The organism is Bacteroides celer, assembly GCF_002632415.2.
In the GTDB taxonomy this organism is placed as follows: domain Bacteria; phylum Bacteroidota; class Bacteroidia; order Bacteroidales; family Bacteroidaceae; genus Bacteroides.
This window is the reverse complement of sequence record NZ_CP178209.1, coordinates 2,246,762-2,264,480: the sequence shown is the minus strand read 5'-3', so window position 1 is coordinate 2,264,480 and position 17,719 is coordinate 2,246,762. Positions and strand designations below refer to the sequence as shown.

Below are 17,719 nucleotides of genomic sequence, written 5' to 3'. Positions count from 1 at the left end.
TTTATTGAAAAAAAGAAGCATATTCAAAAGGGTTGTAACCATTCTATTTTCCGCCTTGACATAAGTTGTTAGCCGCCATATCTTTGCGCCGTAACCTTTAACAAGAATGATTATGGCAAAAGAAAAAGTAAACTATCAGGAGGTATATGACCTCTACCAGTTATGCAGCGAGACCAAAGATCTTCGAGAGTTCTGTGCTGATTATGGTGTAAATTACGACAAGTTCATGAACTGGCAGCGTCACCAGTTGTGGAGTGAGAAGTTAGGCAAGACAGTCCAGGTTGAGCAGCCCAAGGTTGCCAAAGTCCAGATAACCGGGAAACCATGCAATAGTCCAACTGTGAAGTTGGACGTGAAACATCCTGAAGGTGAACCACCAATAAAATGGATCAAGTTACAGCTGGCGTCTGGCGCAACACTGTTCCTGAGAAACACCACCGTTCTTGATTTGAGCCTGTTGCTTAATAAAATGATAGGATGATATGCTTGGACTGAGTGCTAACCTTAACTATTACCTGTTTAACGGTAATGTTGATTTGCGGAAAGGCATTTTCCGTCTGTGTGAGAGTATAAGGGAAGAAATGTCCCTTGACCCGAGCGATGCGTCCAATGTATATATGTTCATGTCCCGGAACCGAAAGGTTGTGAAGATACTTCATTACGAACGCGGTTTTTATGTGCTTTACGAAAAACGTCCTGTTATGGGCAAATTCAAGAAACCTGTATTTGATGAAGTCTCCAGGTGCTACCGGATACAGTGGTCGGACATGGCTTATCTTACGGAAAGCATTGTAGTTGACAAGATGTACGTTAGTCCGAAAGGCTAATATTAACATACTGATTATCAACAGGATAGTATAAAAAATAAACGGTAAAAAGTTTGCGTAAGTGCCTGATTTTTCGTACCTTTATATCATGATTGATGAAAGAGCATACGAGTTACTTTGCTGCCAGCTGGGTCTGGCGAATGAGGAAAAGGCAGGTCTTCGCAAACAGAATAAAGAATTGATTGCGAGGCTTGAGTCTATTGAAGAATCCAACAGGGAGAACTCTAAAAATCTGATAGATACCATCAATGATCTCAAAGATACCATCGAAAAGCAGTCAACCACGGTTGAACATTACAGGAAAGAAATGGAACTTATGAGAAAGCAGCTTGAAGCAAAGGATGAGGTGAACAGGATGCTGGCAAACGAGATCTCCAATCTCAGACTTCAGCTTGAGGACAGCAGGAAACACCGTTTCGGCCGTACTTCCGAGCAAAGAAGGCTGTTGAACAACCGTAATCTCGACAAGTCCGCTCTGGAACAATCCGAGTATGACGGTTCTGACAGGAAGGATGATAATAATAAGACCGATGATAACGAAACCGGCAGCAATACCTCTTCCGGCAACATACCTGCCCAGAACAGCAAACCTTCAAGGAGAAAGGAAACCGCACCACGTGCCGGGAAAACAAAATTGAAAGTTGACAAGGTGGTAGTACATGAAGTGGACGAGTATTACACGCTTCCAGAAGGGGGACGGTTTATGAACCGCAACGGTATGCCTGATGTGTGGGAATACAGGGTCATAGAACATGTAAGGGCTTATAACGTGGAGCATGTTTACAAGGTGGCAAGGGTAAAGCTTGCGGACGGCACTTTCACAAGCACCATGGAACATCCGCTGAAAAACCTTGGAGGTATCTTCTCTCCTGAACTGCTTGCCCGTCTGCTTTGTCTGAAATATGACTTCAGCATGCCTGAGAACAGACAGATAAGACTGCTTGCAAGAGAGGGTATCCACATAAGCAATACCACGCTGAACAGCTATATCCATAACGGAATCGCCAAACTAAGGGAGTTCATGGAAGATGTCTTCAAGGAGTTTGTACAGAGAGCTAATTACCTTATGGTTGATGAGACTACTGAGCTTGTTGGAGTGGAAACAAAGGAAGGTAAGGCTTACAGGAGAAAGTACTTATGGGCTTTCTTTGCCAAGCATATTAAGATGGTCTATTATCACTATAATAACGGCAGCAGGTCGTCCGATGCGGCAAAATCATTCCTGGAATATTTTATGGGAACCATATCCACTGACGGATATACGGTTTACAGGATGTTTGACGGAGACGACTCAAAGGTGCTTCATATAGGATGCTGGACGCATTGTAGAAGGTTGTGGGTTGATGCCCTGCCTTCAGACAGAACAGCGATGGACATAATAGATCCTATCGGTGAGATGTTCAGAAATGAAGACCTGTTCCGTATGATGAAACTCAGCGGTGAGCAGATTAAGGAAAGAAGGCTTAAGCTAACAGGACCGATTCTTGAACGTATCCATCATAAGGTGGTCATTATGATGCAGGATGCGAAGATTATGGCTAACGAACTGATGAGAAAGGCCGTGAACTATACGATAAACCAGTGGAAATCCTTGAGAAATATCCTCAAGGACGGTTCAGCAGAAATCTCGAACAACCTCTGTGAGCAAAGGATGAAACCTGTAAAGCTGCTGCTCAAGAACTGTATGAACGTTGGCAGTGAGGATGCGGCAGAAAACTCTGCATTCACCTTCTCTCTGATAGAAAGCTGTAAGTTGAACGGCATAGACCCTCAGAATTACCTGAAACACTTGTTTGAATGTATTCTTCATGGTAAGGACTGCGACAAGAAGGCTCTTCTGCCATGTTTCTATAAACCGGAATGTTAAAACAAAAATATTTTCTTACGGGCATTTTTATTTTATCGGCTGAAAGACAGCCGATAAAATTGGCGTGGCGGAAAATAGTATGGTTACAAAAGGGTTTTATTAAAAAATATTACATAGCGATTCAATGAATCGCTTTAAAATCATATCAACAATCTTCACAGACAGTTGATATGTATGGGAAATATGTATCAAATTATATTTTGGTACATGGATCAATTTACATGCTACCACCTTTACCACCACTATGTGTCGGGTTATAAGTTACCGTCTTATATTGCTGGTCAGCACCTGTATAACGTTTTGCAGAGATAGATATCGTTTTTGTCTGCCCGTTATAGATGACTGTTGTAGTCAATGTAGTTGTACGAGTCTTGGCATAACAAGCATAATCCATCGTAGTATAGCCATTTACATTTACCGTATTATATATACGTTCGGTAGTAGTGATTCCTGATGTTGAACCCATCAACGAATACATGCGAGTTCTGAGATAAGCCGCCATTGCATTTATTGTCGTTTGGTCACTGGTACCTAAGGCATTTTTTATAGCCGTAACCATTCCCTCTACGCCACCGACATAATCCCAGCCGGCCTTTTCGGAATATTTCAACACGATACCTGTCACCGCTTTCGCATTCTCGCTATTATCATGACTTGTCTGTCCCAAAACTTCGCTTTTCTGAATTTCCTCTTTGCTAATAGTGCTAGACACTTTGTTTTCTATTGCATAAGCAGAAAAGTGCTTAACCGGAGCTGTATAACTACCACTTTCGTTCAAAGTAACTGCTACATTTTGTCCCCCGTCTTTCTCCACTTCCCATTGTCCTGATTGCGGATTCAGATAAGTCAGTTGCATACTACTCTTCGGGAAAGTTATACCCGGAATAGGGTTCGGAATAGATATGTTGACAGCCTCTTTGAATTTTAATCCTGTCGGTTCAAAATGAGCTGCTGCCAAAGGAATGCTCTTTTCTACAGCCTTTCCTTCTTCAGCAGGTTTAACCTCGGTAGTAACCTTTTCGGGAGCAGGAACAAACGTAGTGACACTGATATCAACTTTATTGTTTTCCACAATTCCTGTATTCTGCCCTTCTGCTTCAATAGCCCCTGCCGGAATCTCTATGGACACTTTCGCCAAGGGTACATCTTCTACAACCTTATCCGGTGTAACCTGTCCCAAATCCTCTGAAGTTGCCGGAATTTCTGTATTTGATGTACTTTTATCTTCCACAACAGTTGCTTCCTGTGCGTCCAGTTTGACTTCTTCTTTCGGACTTTCCCCAGTTAGAGCTAAAGCCACAGTTATCACACTACGGTTCTCCGTATTGTCTGCTATTGTCACAGAAGTCTTTTGAGAGAGATAACCGGTATGAGTAACGGCAATCTCATAAATACCTGTGGCGCTTTCGGTAACAGAGAACTTACCATTGGAGTCCGTTGTACAATTTTTACTTCCTACTTTCACAGTCACCCCACTCATTCCTGCGCCTTTTGAAGTTACTGTACCCATAATGTAATACTCCACTATCGGTTTCGGAGTTTCAATTACTTCCCCCTCTGCCGGTTTCGGATCGTCATCATCATCATGACATGCAACTGTCGCAAAAGACAACACACCCAAGGCTATCGCCATGGCACCCACATAAAACCATTTTACACTTTTCATAATGTTTTAATTTTGTTAAAAATACTAGTTCAAATATCAATCATGATTCATTTCTCACTCGTTCTAATCAAATAATAACGGATATAATCCGGCTGCCAGAAACGTGAGTTCTCAGCAGACTTAGGTTCTATACTATAACTTTCGCCCAACGAACGGTGGGCATATTCATTTCCGCTACGCATATCATACTGAAAAGCAAAATATTCGGGAAGCATCACCCGCAGCGTATATCGCCTGCGTTTCTTCCCCGGTAACGGAATAGAGAAGTTAAATCCCGCATTTGTTGTTCCATCTGTGTACATGCCATATATACCTACAATATATTCACCGAAATAACGTGAAAGGGTTCCACGTACTCCATAATCTCCATAAATAAAACGAGCTCCTTCTACTTTCACCAGAGTATTCACTTCCGGTACGTAATATCCTACACTAAGCTGTCCATTAACTCTTCCCCACTTACTCATTTTCCATTCACTACCATAGAAATGGGAAGAACCGGTAATTCCTCCGCCACCTTCCGCCGTCCACCGACCATTCGCAGAAAAATAGCCGATTCCTGCAGCAAGTCCCTGACGATCATTAGAAAAGCTACCACCAGCAAGGTATCCTTTCCAATGATTAGCCAAGCGAAAATCCTGATGCAAAGTCATGAATCCCAAGCGAACACAGTCCCACTTACCATCTTCATTACTCACAATAGGCAAAGAAACCTGCATCCGCAGCGAAGCTCCCTTCCATAATTGCATTTCTAAAGCAGGCTGTAATTCCAAAGCCGCTTTATACAACTTATAAGTTACATTGTTGACTAACATTACACTGGGATATACTACCAAATCCACTTTACCGAAAGAATTTTCTTTCCGTTTTATACCTTTCAAGCGATTCACGGCAGTTCTGGTAGAAGTTGTCATCCCCATATTACGATACACTTCGCCCAACGAACATTCACCAGACTGATATTTTGGGGCACTTGCAAAAACCTGTGTTTAGCCAAATATCTTTGAGAGTCTGAATAAGAAGAACTTTACATCTATAACCCCATGTAGTTGTGCTCGAAACTGCTTGATCTTTGAATTAAGAGATTCAGCAGACGCATTGGTAGACCGATTGATGAAGTAGTTGAGAATCTCTCCCTGCCGTTCATAGATGGTTGCTGCAACAGTGTTGAAGTTTTCGTCTCCGAACTCTCCGACTTTTGCATACCATTGGGCGAGGCTTTTCTTCCCGCTTTCCCTTGTGGCGTTTTTGTTATTGAAAATCATGCGCAAAGAGTGCGAGATTGAATATGCGGTCTTCATATCAGGATAGAGTTCAAACAGCAGCCTTGCACGGATTTTCTGAGTCGCTGTCCATTTATCTGCCGATGTCATCAGCAAATAGCGTGAGCGCGTCAGGAGTTCACAGACGGTATCTCCGTTTGACAGCCTCACAGGCTCGTACTTCTCATTCTTGCGGTTAGGCTTCCGTCCTTGTTTTCCTTTCCGTTTGCCTCCATTCTTCTCAAGACGTCTCTTTCGTGCCTCGGCATTCTTCTTGTTACGGAGCTTGTGCTGCTCGCGCGCTTCCACTTCGGTACGTTGGGCCTCGCGCCTGTGCCTGATACGCACTTGCTGCATGGCATCGTAGCAGTCCTTCTGGACATGGAAGCGGTCGATGGTTATCGTGGCATACGGGAAGCACTGCTTTACTATGGAATGCATGCTCTCGGAGAAGTCCATCGTTACCTCCAGCACCTTAGCCCTCTCGTACCAAAGGATGCGCATCAACGCCTTTACGACATCCTCGACCTTTGTCCCCTTGATAATGGCCACGATAGCTCCCTTGCCGCCATGGGCAGCCTTGTTGGAGATTATTGTATAAAGTTCACCGTCAGAGAGCGCTGTCTCGTCAATGCTCAGTTGTGGCCCTATGTTCTTATAGAAGACAAGCCAGTCCTCCGCATGTGACAATTCTTTCCACGTGCGGTAACCGCTGAGGAAATCCTTGTAGGCACGTTCGAACTCGTCAGCCTTGATGTGATACGGTTTCTGGAGTGATCTGGCTGTAATCGGGGATGTATCCAAGGAATTCTTTTAAAAAAGCGGCAAACTCCTTAGTGTGCCGTGTTCCTTTTGCTGTCAACTCCCAATCTCTGCTATACGTCCTGCCCAAACCGTCCTTCCAACGGCGACGGCATACGTGCAGAACGGTACGGTGCTCGTTGAGAGGAAAGTGGTTGATGCATGATTCCGGGTAGAAACCGTTGGGAGACAGCTCTGTGTGACCATCCGGCTGAAGGTTCTTCTCGTGAAGATACAGATGGAGAATCTTCTCCACGCCACGTTCTTCTTCCTTAACATCGGTAAGGTCAAAATATTCGTTGAACTCCGAAGGGAGTATGTAGCTTAATAGCTTTACTAATGGATTCTCTGACATTGCTATATGATTGCAAAACAAAGGTACTACAAAGATTTTTTATAGCAAAAAATAACAAACGAAAACACAGGTTTTTACACGTGCCCCGATATTTTTGAATCAATTCCGCAGGAATAGTTATGCATAATTGCGGTAAGGCATTATCTAATATAAGCAACTGCAAAGTCGGTATCTCCGGTATAGCAGCCAAATGGCGTATGGCAATACCTATTCCATTATAAATACCTCTATAGGTAGAGGTCTCAAAAGCGGCAGTTATCGTGTCTTTTTTCTCCACAACCGAAATATTCTTCATTTTCAATTCTTTCAGGGTATCACTCACACGAAGTAGCTGTGCCTGCAACAAAGAAATACCACAGAGAAAAACGGCTGCTATACTAACGATCCTTTTCATCTTTATTTTAATGTATTAATGTACATTCATACCGCAGACCAGCGGAAACACATGTAAATTCACGAGTAAACACATTGACGGACAAATGCTTCCAAAAGCGCATGGCAGCACCCAGATTCCATCCACGCGTATCATATTCAGCCATCAACTTTAACTCCTTGCAAAAAGAAGGCGTGTAGCGGACACCTCCGAAAGGCCCCTTATTATATACCCGGCAATCGCCCTGATGAATATACCAACCTGCCGTCACAGCCAATTGATCCCCCGAACGGAATCCGATAGTCTTTGTTAATACACCATAATAAGCTCCCCAATATGGCGTCTTCTTTTCCGTCAAGAGATCGTCTCCACCAACCACAACAGCCGGGAAATAACGACTTCCCTTTATCGGACGAATACGAATCGTATTAGAACGGTCTTGATTATGATAACCGGTTCTACCCGTAGCTGTTGTCATTTTGAGCAATGTCATCCGATAAGTGAATTCGATAAAAGAAAAAAGAGTCATATCTACAAAATAGTTCATGGTAGGGAAACTGAAAACCGAAGGAGTAAGCTGTTCAGGTAAAAAATTAACTCCACCTATAAATGTTCCGGCCTCTTGCATTTCAGCGGTAGGTATCATCAACTGCCCCGTTGTTCCTATAGAATATTGAGCATGAACCAGACTGGTGGTCATCGAAATGAGAATCAAAAATAGAATACTACCTTTCAATGAAATAAATGACTTATTCCTAAAAGTTGTTTTAGTTTGCTTCATCTTTATTTGTATATTATACTTTTAAATAGAGATATTCTCAAAACCATTGATTAATCTACTATTTTTACCTTATATAATTCCGTTACTTCTTAGGTAACAGTAAACACACAATCGAGAACAACCGGAATGAAAGCAGAGAAAAACATCGACAATTACAGTAATAGAAGAGTTTTGGCCTTTAGCGAAGGGGGAAATTCTTTTTTTAACAGGACATATAAATCATAGGGCATGAAGATAAGATTATTTCATGTTCGGATTTTTTTTTGCCATATATATCAGATAAAACGAAAAAAATGAGATTATATTTGTTTGCTATCTATATTTTTGTTTATCTTTGCGTCGTATTAGAATCCGTTACCTAAGAAGTAACAGACATAATTAAATATTGATTATTAGAGTTTTGTCTATATATCACCTGCTAACATTGCAATTTCTAACGTAAGATAAATTCTTTCTATTAACTTCTGTACGTTCTCTTAATCCAAAGCCTTTCAGATATATTTGTGTGGTTTTAATAGATTTGTGTCCCAACGATTCACTAATCATTTCAATCGGAACTCCGCGATATTTAGCGGTAGTAGCCCACGAATGTCGGAAGGTATATGAAGTGACGGGGGAATTCAGGTGTAGTGCCCTAGCCAAATCCTTCAAACAATTATTAAAACTCCGAAGAGCAGATTGATATTCCCTATATGCTCTTTCATCTTTCCGTTTCTTATCGCCATGTAAAATATTGAATAAATAGTCGGGACAATCAGGGACAGCGGGTTTATTGCTTCGAAGCTGATCAATCATCTCCTTTGCGCTATCCAAAATTTCCAAGCTCATAGGTGTTTTAGTCTTGATACGGTTATATTGAAGCACATTCTGGTTCAAAGCTGATTTCTCTAAATGCGCCAAATCCGCGAATGACATCCCACAAAACTGAAACATCAGAGCAGCAATCGTCTGTGTACGGCGCAAGCGTTCGGACTTCGGATCTTCATACAGAAGTTTATGCAATTCGAGCACAGGCAATGCTTTCTTTTGCCGGATATCTACACCTGTATAGACGTCATGAAACAACCGGGGCACATAAGGAGCTCTTCCCGCTTCCACTCCCCTATTGTAGATGCTACGCAACATACGCATATAGGTAGAAATCGTATTGAGCTTCAATCCTGACTCATAAAGATACTGCCCATAGCAACGTAAACATTCCCGCGTGACATGTCTGAACGATATGTTTGTTGTTCCACAAAACTTACTAAAAGAAAAAAGAGCATTCTTATAAACATGAGCGGTAGAATATCTCCCTTCTTTTCGCAAACGCTCAATGTACGCTCCGGCACATTGGTTAAATCCATTCTTATTCATTTTTTGCATCATTAGTTATTTTAGATTATACAATAAATTAAGAGAAAGAACAAAAATACCTACTTTATGATTGCAACTATTATAAAAAAAGAAAAGTAAGAGAAAAACCGCCATTCACGTGAAAGTTATTCTTGTATTTCGGTGAGAAAACAAGTGAAATCGGTACAAAAACGAAGGTATCCAAAGAGGGCTGTACAAAGCACTGAAACGCCCGCCAGTAAAGGGGGAAAAGCCAACGAAAACCAGTAGAGAAGAGAAGAGAAAAGTATTATTTCTGTTATAAATAATAGCAATAATATAGGGCAGAGAAAATGGCTTTAGCTGCTACCGCTGTCGGTTCGGATCACTTCGTCGGTGCCGTTTCTGTACCCGCGTCCCTCATGAGTTATTCGTCCGGCAGATGACCGGCTTTCGTCTGGCAGGTTGTTGATGCTCGTCCGGTGGGTAACGGACATTCACACGGTAGATAACGTACGTTTGTCCGTTAGGTAAATTCTATATTATTTTTCGGGTTACCGCTTCACTAAAAAATAATATTTGGCTCATACATAACCAAAATACTATTCAGGATCACAATCAAACCTGTTATTCCATCAATAATAGCCTGTGAAATTATTTAAATAAAGGGATAGAGTTAAGAAGATGAAGGCCTGAATAATGTTTTTCCCTATATTATTCGCTAGAATCAAAGAAAGTGCCTATCTTTACCGCAAATATTTTTATTATTCACCATTAAATATAAAGATTATGGCAAGTAGAAGAGAACTCAAAAAGAACGTAAACTATATCGCAGGAGAATTATTCACCGAGTGTTTAATTAACAGCATGCTTATCCCCGGCACAGACAAAGCGAAAGCTGATGAACTGATGGCAGAGGTACTGAAAATGCAGGATGAGTTTGTTACTCGTATCAGCCACACAGAACCGGGCAACGTGAAAGGTTTTTATAAGAAATTCCGTGCAGACTTTAATGCAAAGATTAACGAGATTATTGAAGCTATCGGAAAATTGAACTAAAAGCAGAAATGAAAAAAGCAATTTATAGCTTTATCTATTACCGCCTGTTAGGGTGGAAGACAAACGTTACGGTGCCTAATTATGATAAATGCGTGATATGTGCCGCTCCACACACAACAAATCTTGATTTATTTATTGGAAAACTATTTTATGGTGCTATAGGCCGTAAGACAAGTTTCATGATGAAAAAAGAATGGTTTTTCTTTCCACTCGGAGTTTTTTTCAAAGCTGTTGGCGGAATTCCCGTTGACCGCAGCCGAAAAACTTCGCTAGTAGATCAGATGGTTCATAATTTTGCTAAATATAAAAAGTTTAATTTGGCTATCACTCCCGAAGGAACCCGCAAAGCGAATCCAAACTGGAAAAAAGGATTTTATTTTATAGCCTTGAAAGCCCAGGTTCCTATCGTTCTGATTGGCATTGATTACAGCAAGAAAACAATCTCTGCAACGAAAGCCATCATGCCATCAGGAGATATTAATAAGGACATGAAAGAAATCAAACTTTATTTCAAAGATTTCAAAGGAAAACATCCGGAGAATTTTGCTCTTGGAGAAATATGATTTTAAGTATTAAGTAATAAGTATTAATCGTAGCTTCTGACATACCTATCCGCACGGTTTAATACTTAATACTTGACACTTAATACTTATTTAACACTTAGTTAGTATGGAGTCTATCCGTATTTCCATCATACAAACCGATATTGCTTGGGAAAATAAACAAGAAAATCTCCGTTTGCTCCACGAAAAGCTGCAAAGTCTTCGTGGAATAACGGAGATGGTTGTTTTACCGGAGATGTTTTCCACCGGATTCAGCATGCAGAGTAAAATGCTGGCAGAGCCGAACTCCGGAGCGACCATTACAACACTCAAGCAATGGGCTGCCCAATTTCAGCTAGCCATTTGTGGAAGTTATATAGCAACTGAAAACGACCAGTTCTATAATCGGGCCTTCTTCCTGACACCGGAAGGAGAAGAATTCTATTATGACAAACGTCACCTGTTTCGTATGGGAAGGGAAGCTGAACATTTTTCGGCTGGTGATAAACGACTTATCATCCCTTACCGTGGATGGAATATCTGCCTGCTGGTTTGCTATGATCTCCGTTTTCCTGTATGGAGCCGGAACGTAAACAACGAGTACGACCTTTTAATATATGTAGCCAACTGGCCTATCCCCCGCCGTCTGGTTTGGGACACTCTACTCCGGGCACGTGCCTTGGAAAATCAATGCTATGTATGCGGTGTCAATAGGGTAGGCATAGACGGATATCAGCTTACATATAATGGAGGAAGCAGAGTTTATTCTGCTTTCGGAGAAGAAATAGGCTCATTTCCAGATGAAAAGGAAGGAATAGCTACTGTGAGCCTTAATCTGAATACTCTTAACCAATTCAGAGAGAAGTTCCCGGTATGGAAAGATGCAGACGAATTCCATCTGTAACATTGGCAAAACAACAAATGTTAAAAACAGATTATTGCAGCAACAATACCTATAACTCGGTAGTTAATTATATAGACTTCTTTTGTATCTTTGTCGTGAAAATACAGTCGTAAGGACGCTAATCTTACATAACTTAATTAACAACTTTATGAAAACAAATCTTAGTTCTCAAATCAGTCTCCACCGGGTCTCCCCCAGATACTACAGACCGGAGAATGCATTTGAAAAATCAGTCTTGACAAGACTCGAGAAAATCCCTACGGACATCTACGAATCCGTAGAAGAAGGTGCTAACTATATTGCGCGCGAAATAGCACAAACCATACGCGAAAAACAAAAGGCAGGACGTTTCTGTGTATTGGCACTTCCCGGAGGTGACTCACCCAGCCACGTATATACCGAACTTATCCGTATGCATAAGGAAGAGGGACTTAGCTTCCGCAATGTGATCGTATTTAATATGTATGAGTATTATCCGTTGTCTCCCGATGCAATCAACAGCAACTTCAACGCTTTGAAGAGTATGTTGCTGGACCACATCGACATTGACAAGCAGAATATATTCACTCCCGATGGAAGCATTGCCAAAGATACTATCTTTGAATATTGCCGCCTGTATGAACAACGCATTGAAAGCTTCGGAGGTATTGATATTGCTTTGTTAGGTATCGGTCGTGTAGGTAACATTGCGTTCAACGAACCGGGTTCCCGACTGAACTCTACCACTCGTCTGATTTTGTTGGATAACGCATCACGCAATGAGGCATCCAAGATTTTCGGAACGTTGGATAATACTCCGATCAGTTCTATTACAATGGGAGTAGCCACTATTCTTGGTGCAAAGAAAGTGTATCTGCTTGCCTGGGGTGAGAATAAAGCAGCTATGATTAAAGAATGTGTGGAAGGTGCGATCACTGACACAATTCCTGCTTCTTACCTGCAAACTCACAACAATGCGCATGTAGCTCTCGATCTTTCGGCAGCCATGAACTTAACACGTATCCAACGTCCTTGGTTAGTCACTTCCTGCGAATGGAACGATAAGTTAATCCGTAGCGCTATTGTTTGGCTGTGTCAGCTGACCGGCAAACCGATTCTGAAATTGACCAATAAAGATTATAACGAAAACGGGTTAAGTGAGCTTCTGGCACTTTATGGTTCTGCATACAATGTAAATATCAAAATTTTCAATGATTTGCAGCACACCATTACCGGATGGCCGGGTGGCAAGCCCAATGCTGATGATACCTATCGTCCGGAACGCGCAAAACCATATCCGAAACGCGTAATCATCTTCTCTCCGCATCCGGATGATGATGTTATTTCCATGGGTGGTACACTTCGCCGTTTGGTAGAGCAGAAACACGAAGTACACGTAGCTTACGAAACTTCCGGTAATATCGCTGTAGGTGACGAGGAAGTAGTTCGTTTCATGCATTTCATCAATGGATTCAACCAACTCTTCAATAACAGTGAAGACTTGGTTATCAATGAAAAATATACAGAAATACGCAATTTCTTGAAAGAGAAGAAAGACGGTGATATGGACAGCCGTGATATTCTGACTATCAAAGGTCTGATTCGTCGTGGTGAAGCCCGTACGGCTTGTACTTATAATAATATACCGTTGGAACGTTGCCATTTCCTTGATCTGCCATTCTATGAAACAGGTAAGATTCAGAAAAACCCGATCAGTGAAGCAGACGTAGAAATTGTACGCAACTTGCTCCGTGAAATAAAACCTCACCAAATTTTCGTTGCAGGTGACCTAGCCGACCCACATGGAACTCACCGTGTATGTACAGACGCTGTATTTGCTGCTGTCGATCTTGAAAAAGAAGAAGGTGCCAAATGGCTGAAAGACTGTCGTATCTGGATGTACCGTGGTGCGTGGGCTGAATGGGAAATCGAGAATATTGAAATGGCAGTGCCTATCAGTCCGGAAGAACTTCGTGCAAAACGTAACTCTATCCTGAAACATCAGTCGCAAATGGAAAGTGCTCCGTTCCTGGGTAACGACGAACGTTTGTTCTGGCAACGTAGCGAAGATCGTAACCGTGGTACAGCTACTTTGTACGATCAGTTGGGACTGGCTTCTTACGAAGCAATGGAAGCATTTGTAGAATATGTTCCATTATAAGAGTAATCATTCTTAATTAAGAGAATATAAAACAATGAAAGAAGAGTGGGAAGTTTCGATACTTCTCGCTCTTTTTTGTTTATTTTTGCGGAAGAATTCACCACAGAGGAAAGGAGGACACAGAGGTTAAATCTATGAAGCGATATAGCGATATAAAATGGTTGTTCATAATAACTCTGTGTCCTCCTTTCCTCTGTGGTGAAAATGAAAATAAAAGCATTGAATGATGAAAAAGATAATAGTGTTTCTTCTATGCCTCACTATAGGCGCAAACTACCTTTTCGCTCAAGACATTGAAAGAAATGTAAAAGAGCGGCTGACGGATTACTTCAACCAATATACCGCAACAGCCCAAATCAGCACTCCTAAACTGAATAGCTTCGATATTAATTACGACCGTAAGACGATTGCAATCTATGCATCGGAGAGTTTCGCCTACCAGCCTTTCCGTCCGGAAACTGTAGAAAACATTTATAATCAAGTTAAAGAATTGCTTCCGGGTCCCGTTCATTATTACCAACTCACCATTTATGCGGATGGGAAACCCATTGAAGATTTGGTACCTAATTTCTACCGGAATAAGAAAAAGGATAAGGAGCGGTTATCCTTAAATGTAGATTATAAAGGAGCTCCCTGGGTGAAAAACACTTCACGTCCTAATGAAATCTCACGCGGACTACAAGACCGCCACATTGCAATCTGGCAAAGCCACGGCAACTATTTCAAAAATGACAAAAACGAATGGGGATGGCAACGCCCCCGATTGTTCTGCACCACAGAAGATATGTTCACTCAATCTTTTGTCCTTCCTTATGTGATTCCAATGCTGGAAAATGCAGGAGCGATTGTCTATACTCCCCGCGAACGGGATACACAAAAGAATGAAATCATCGTAGATAATGATACTCCCAACGCTTCTCTTTATTTGGAAATGGGGGGTAAAAAGACTAATTGGACAAATGCTCCGGTAAGAGGATTTGCTCAAAAGAAAACAATCTATAAAGATGGAGAAAATCCTTTCACTGACGGAACCTGTCGTTTTATTCCGACAGAGAGAAAGAAAAAGAAGAATAAAGACCAGGTATTTGCCGAATGGGTGCCTACTCTGCCGGCAACAGGCAAGTATGCTGTTTATGTTTCCTACCAGACATTACCCAACAGTGTAAGCGACGCCAAATATCTGGTATTTCATAACGGTGGAGTTACCGAATTCAAAGTAAACCAAAAGATAGGTGGAGGCACATGGGTTTATCTCGGCACTTTTGAATTCAACAAAGGGAACAATGACTACGGTATGGTGGTTCTTAGTAACGAGAGCAGCGAACATGGAGTTGTATGTGCCGATGCAGTACGTTTTGGAGGGGGAATGGGAAACATTGCCCGTGGAGGAAAAATCAGCGGGCTACCGCGTTACTTGGAAGGAGCACGCTACTCTGCTCAATGGGCGGGAATGCCATACGAAGTATATGCCGGACGAAAAGGTGAAAACGACTATACAGACGATATCAACACACGCTCTAACGTTATCAATTATTTATCGGGCAGTTCCGTCTATAACCCACAACAGTCGGGTCTGGGCGTACCTTTGGAAATGACGATGGCATTGCACAGTGACGCCGGATGTAGCAAAACAGACGAACTGATTGGATCACTCGGCATTTACACCACAGATTTCAATAATGGCAAACTGAATGCAGGAACAGACCGGTATGCCTCACGTGATCTGGCAGACATTCTGCTGACACAAATTCAGAAAGATATTTATTCAAGCTATAGCTTGCCTTGGATACGCCGCAGCATGTGGAACCGGAATTATAGCGAAACACGTCTTCCGGCTACACCTTCTACGATTATTGAATTACTCTCCCACCAGAACTTCGCAGATATGCAGTTAGGACATGATCCGAACTTCAAGTTTACAGTGGGGCGTGCCATTTACAAAGGTATTTTGCAGTTCATTACCAACCAGCATGATAAAGAATACATAGTTCAGCCTCTACCTGTGAGCAATTTCGCCATTCAATTCGGAAAGAAAAAGAATACATTAGAACTTTCATGGAAAGGCGAAGACGATCCGCAAGAACCGACTGCACGACCACGGGAATACATTGTATATACCCGCATCGGTTATGGAGGTTTTGACAATGGCACTTTAGTCAGCAAAACGTCCCACACCGTTAAGATAGAACCGGGACTTGTTTATTCATTCAAAGTAACTGCTGTAAACCGGGGTGGGGAAAGTTTTCCTTCTGAAATCCTCTCCGCTTATAAAGCCAAACGTGAACAGGGAAAAGTAATCATCATCAATGGCTTTGACAGAATCAGCGGTCCGGCGGTCGTTAACACTTCTGATAAAGCTGGATTCGATCTAATGCAAGATCCCGGCGTTCCGTATATATCGAATATTTCATTTTGCGGAGCACAAACCGGCTTCGACCGTACACAAGCCGGTAAAGAAGGAAAAGGAAGTCTGGGACATAGCGGAAACGAATTAGAAGGAATGAAAATTGCAGGAAACACGTTCGACTATCCTTTTATTCACGGAAAAGCAATTCAGGCAGCCGGAAAATATAGTTTCGTATCATGCAGCGACGAAGCAGTAGAGAACGGATTGGTTACATTAGAAGATTATCCAGTAGTAGATTATATTTTGGGACTGGAAAAAGAAGATCCTGCAAGTAAAGCATATTACAAGACATTCTCTTCGGCTATGCAACGGATTATGACCAGTTATTGCCAAGCGGGAGGTAACCTGTTTGTCAGTGGTGCTTATGTAGGAAGTGATATGAGTGGAACACAAGGAAACCGGGAGTTTACGGAGAAAATACTGAAATATGGTTATCAAGGTAGCCTGACGGATAAGAGTTCGAATCAGATTAAAGGATTGGGCCGTACTATTACAATCCCACGTCTGCCTAATGAAAGCAGTTATGCTGTACCTGCTGCCGATTGTATTGTTCCCGTAGATACTGCCTTCCCCGTATTTACGTATGCACCCGGCAATCAGAGTGCAGGTATTGCCTACAAAGGAAACTACCGTACTTTTGTATTGGGCTTTCCTTTTGAAAGTATCCAGTCCGAAGCAGACCGGGCAACCATTATGGCAAGCATCTTGGGATTCTTTACTCAAAAATAAAAAATATCCTTTTTTTTAATCCGTTTCTCATTTTAAATTCTATCTTTGCTACTATAATAACCTTTAAAACTAAAAAACAATGTATACTATACAAGCAAATCCCAGCGGTACACGCAGCATAGAAGTATCTAATGAAAACTTGAGAACGATTGAAAAATATGCTCTGTTCCGTCATCTTATCGACAGTACCGGTATTATAGATGAAGCAGTTCTGGATAAGTTGAAACTAAATATCCGCTCCCTTATCGCCAGTCAGGAGGAAGACAGTAAAGACTTGCTGGACCTTTGTATCGACGTGATTTATCACAATAATATGAAGGCATTCGGCTTGCAACAGCTCATCAAGCTTTATCTTACCTGGCTCTCCAGTCCGGAAGCGGAAGAAGAGGAGGAATAATGATTACGGTAGATACCTGCGGAATAACAGCATACAGTCCGCTGATTCCTGCAATAAAAGCGATGTGCACTGCCTCTCCGGGTGAAACAATAGAGATTATCATGAACCATGCTGATGCGTTTCAGGATCTAAAGGAATATCTGTCCGAGCAAGGTATTGGTTTCCGTGAAATCTATGACGGTGAACAAATGACATTACAGTTCACAATCAACGGGAAGTTAAAAAAATATCCTAATAATTGAAAGAAAACATCCTAATGAACGAAGTGAAACATCTCAATGAATAAAAAAATCAT

Annotated in this window: 15 protein-coding genes and 2 pseudogenes; 10 read left to right on the top strand and 7 right to left on the bottom strand. The window is 41.8% G+C overall.

Annotated elements, in window-relative coordinates:
- Positions 1–112 precede the first annotated feature (112 nt).
- The 3 genes from CJF29_RS08725 to tnpC all read left to right on the top strand — a co-directional run bounded on the left by CJF29_RS08725 (position 113) and on the right by tnpC (position 2,694).
- The gene (locus CJF29_RS08725; protein ID WP_170834904.1) at positions 113–481 is read left to right on the top strand and encodes a hypothetical protein; all 369 of its coding nucleotides are present in this window, start codon (positions 113–115) and stop codon (positions 479–481) included.
- A 1-nt stretch (position 482) separates the two neighbouring features.
- Positions 483–827: an IS66 family insertion sequence element accessory protein TnpB gene (gene tnpB / locus CJF29_RS08720; RefSeq protein ID WP_004297053.1), complete on the top strand. Its 345-nt coding sequence runs from the start codon at positions 483–485 to the stop codon at positions 825–827.
- Between the two features lie 88 nt (positions 828–915).
- On the top strand, positions 916–2,694 hold the full coding sequence (gene tnpC / locus CJF29_RS08715) for an IS66 family transposase (RefSeq protein ID WP_004300191.1): 1,779 nt from the start codon (positions 916–918) through the stop codon (positions 2,692–2,694).
- Positions 2,695–2,911: 217 nt separating this feature from the next.
- On the opposite strand, the gene CJF29_RS08710 is transcribed toward tnpC, so the two are convergent.
- The 7 genes and pseudogenes from CJF29_RS08710 to CJF29_RS08680 all read right to left on the bottom strand — a co-directional run bounded on the left by CJF29_RS08710 (position 2,912) and on the right by CJF29_RS08680 (position 9,297).
- The gene (locus tag CJF29_RS08710) at positions 2,912–4,360 is read right to left on the bottom strand and encodes a carboxypeptidase regulatory-like domain-containing protein (RefSeq protein WP_074556437.1); all 1,449 of its coding nucleotides are present in this window, start codon (positions 4,358–4,360) and stop codon (positions 2,912–2,914) included.
- A gap of 47 nt (positions 4,361–4,407) precedes the next feature.
- Positions 4,408–5,325: pseudogene (locus CJF29_RS08705) on the bottom strand (hypothetical protein); the annotation flags it as partial.
- Between the two features lie 24 nt (positions 5,326–5,349).
- A complete protein-coding gene (locus CJF29_RS08700) occupies positions 5,350–6,426 on the bottom strand; it encodes a transposase (RefSeq protein ID WP_002558306.1) in 1,077 nt (358 codons plus the stop codon).
- Complete coding sequence (locus tag CJF29_RS08695; protein WP_002558307.1) at positions 6,368–6,778, bottom strand: hypothetical protein; 411 nt, start codon at positions 6,776–6,778, stop codon at positions 6,368–6,370. The genes CJF29_RS08700 and CJF29_RS08695 overlap by 59 nt, the downstream gene beginning before the upstream one ends.
- Before the next feature lie 76 nt (positions 6,779–6,854).
- A pseudogene (locus CJF29_RS08690) lies at positions 6,855–7,172 on the bottom strand (hypothetical protein); the annotation flags it as partial.
- A 7-nt stretch (positions 7,173–7,179) separates the two neighbouring features.
- Entirely contained in the window at positions 7,180–7,932 is a 753-nt protein-coding gene (locus CJF29_RS08685; protein ID WP_074556435.1) for a YjbH domain-containing protein, read from the bottom strand.
- Positions 7,933–8,343: 411 nt separating this feature from the next.
- Positions 8,344–9,297 (bottom strand): tyrosine-type DNA invertase cluster 3b, encoded by a 954-nt coding sequence (locus tag CJF29_RS08680; protein WP_099146420.1) that lies wholly within the window; start codon positions 9,295–9,297, stop codon positions 8,344–8,346.
- 738 nt (positions 9,298–10,035) lie between these two features.
- Between CJF29_RS08680 and CJF29_RS08675 the strand changes: the two genes are divergently transcribed.
- The 7 genes from CJF29_RS08675 (at position 10,036) to CJF29_RS08645 (ending at position 17,666) form a co-directional block, all read left to right on the top strand.
- Positions 10,036–10,305 carry a hypothetical protein gene (locus CJF29_RS08675; RefSeq protein WP_074556508.1) on the top strand — a complete coding sequence of 90 codons (270 nt, stop codon included), beginning with the start codon at positions 10,036–10,038 and terminating at the stop codon, positions 10,303–10,305.
- 8 nt (positions 10,306–10,313) lie between these two features.
- Complete coding sequence (locus tag CJF29_RS08670) at positions 10,314–10,868, top strand: 1-acyl-sn-glycerol-3-phosphate acyltransferase (RefSeq protein ID WP_074556433.1); 555 nt, start codon at positions 10,314–10,316, stop codon at positions 10,866–10,868.
- A 106-nt stretch (positions 10,869–10,974) separates the two neighbouring features.
- Positions 10,975–11,751 (top strand): amidohydrolase, encoded by a 777-nt coding sequence (locus CJF29_RS08665; RefSeq protein WP_074556432.1) that lies wholly within the window; start codon positions 10,975–10,977, stop codon positions 11,749–11,751.
- 148 nt (positions 11,752–11,899) lie between these two features.
- Positions 11,900–13,891: a glucosamine-6-phosphate deaminase gene (locus CJF29_RS08660; RefSeq protein ID WP_074556431.1), complete on the top strand. Its 1,992-nt coding sequence runs from the start codon at positions 11,900–11,902 to the stop codon at positions 13,889–13,891.
- Positions 13,892–14,117: 226 nt separating this feature from the next.
- Entirely contained in the window at positions 14,118–17,027 is a 2,910-nt protein-coding gene (locus CJF29_RS08655; RefSeq protein WP_099146424.1) for a xanthan lyase, read from the top strand.
- 79 nt (positions 17,028–17,106) lie between these two features.
- The gene (locus CJF29_RS08650; protein WP_004325560.1) at positions 17,107–17,424 is read left to right on the top strand and encodes a hypothetical protein; all 318 of its coding nucleotides are present in this window, start codon (positions 17,107–17,109) and stop codon (positions 17,422–17,424) included.
- A complete protein-coding gene (locus CJF29_RS08645) occupies positions 17,424–17,666 on the top strand; it encodes a sulfurtransferase TusA family protein (protein ID WP_074556428.1) in 243 nt (80 codons plus the stop codon). Before CJF29_RS08650 ends, CJF29_RS08645 begins: the two co-directional genes overlap by 1 nt.
- Positions 17,667–17,719: the final 53 nt, after the last annotated feature.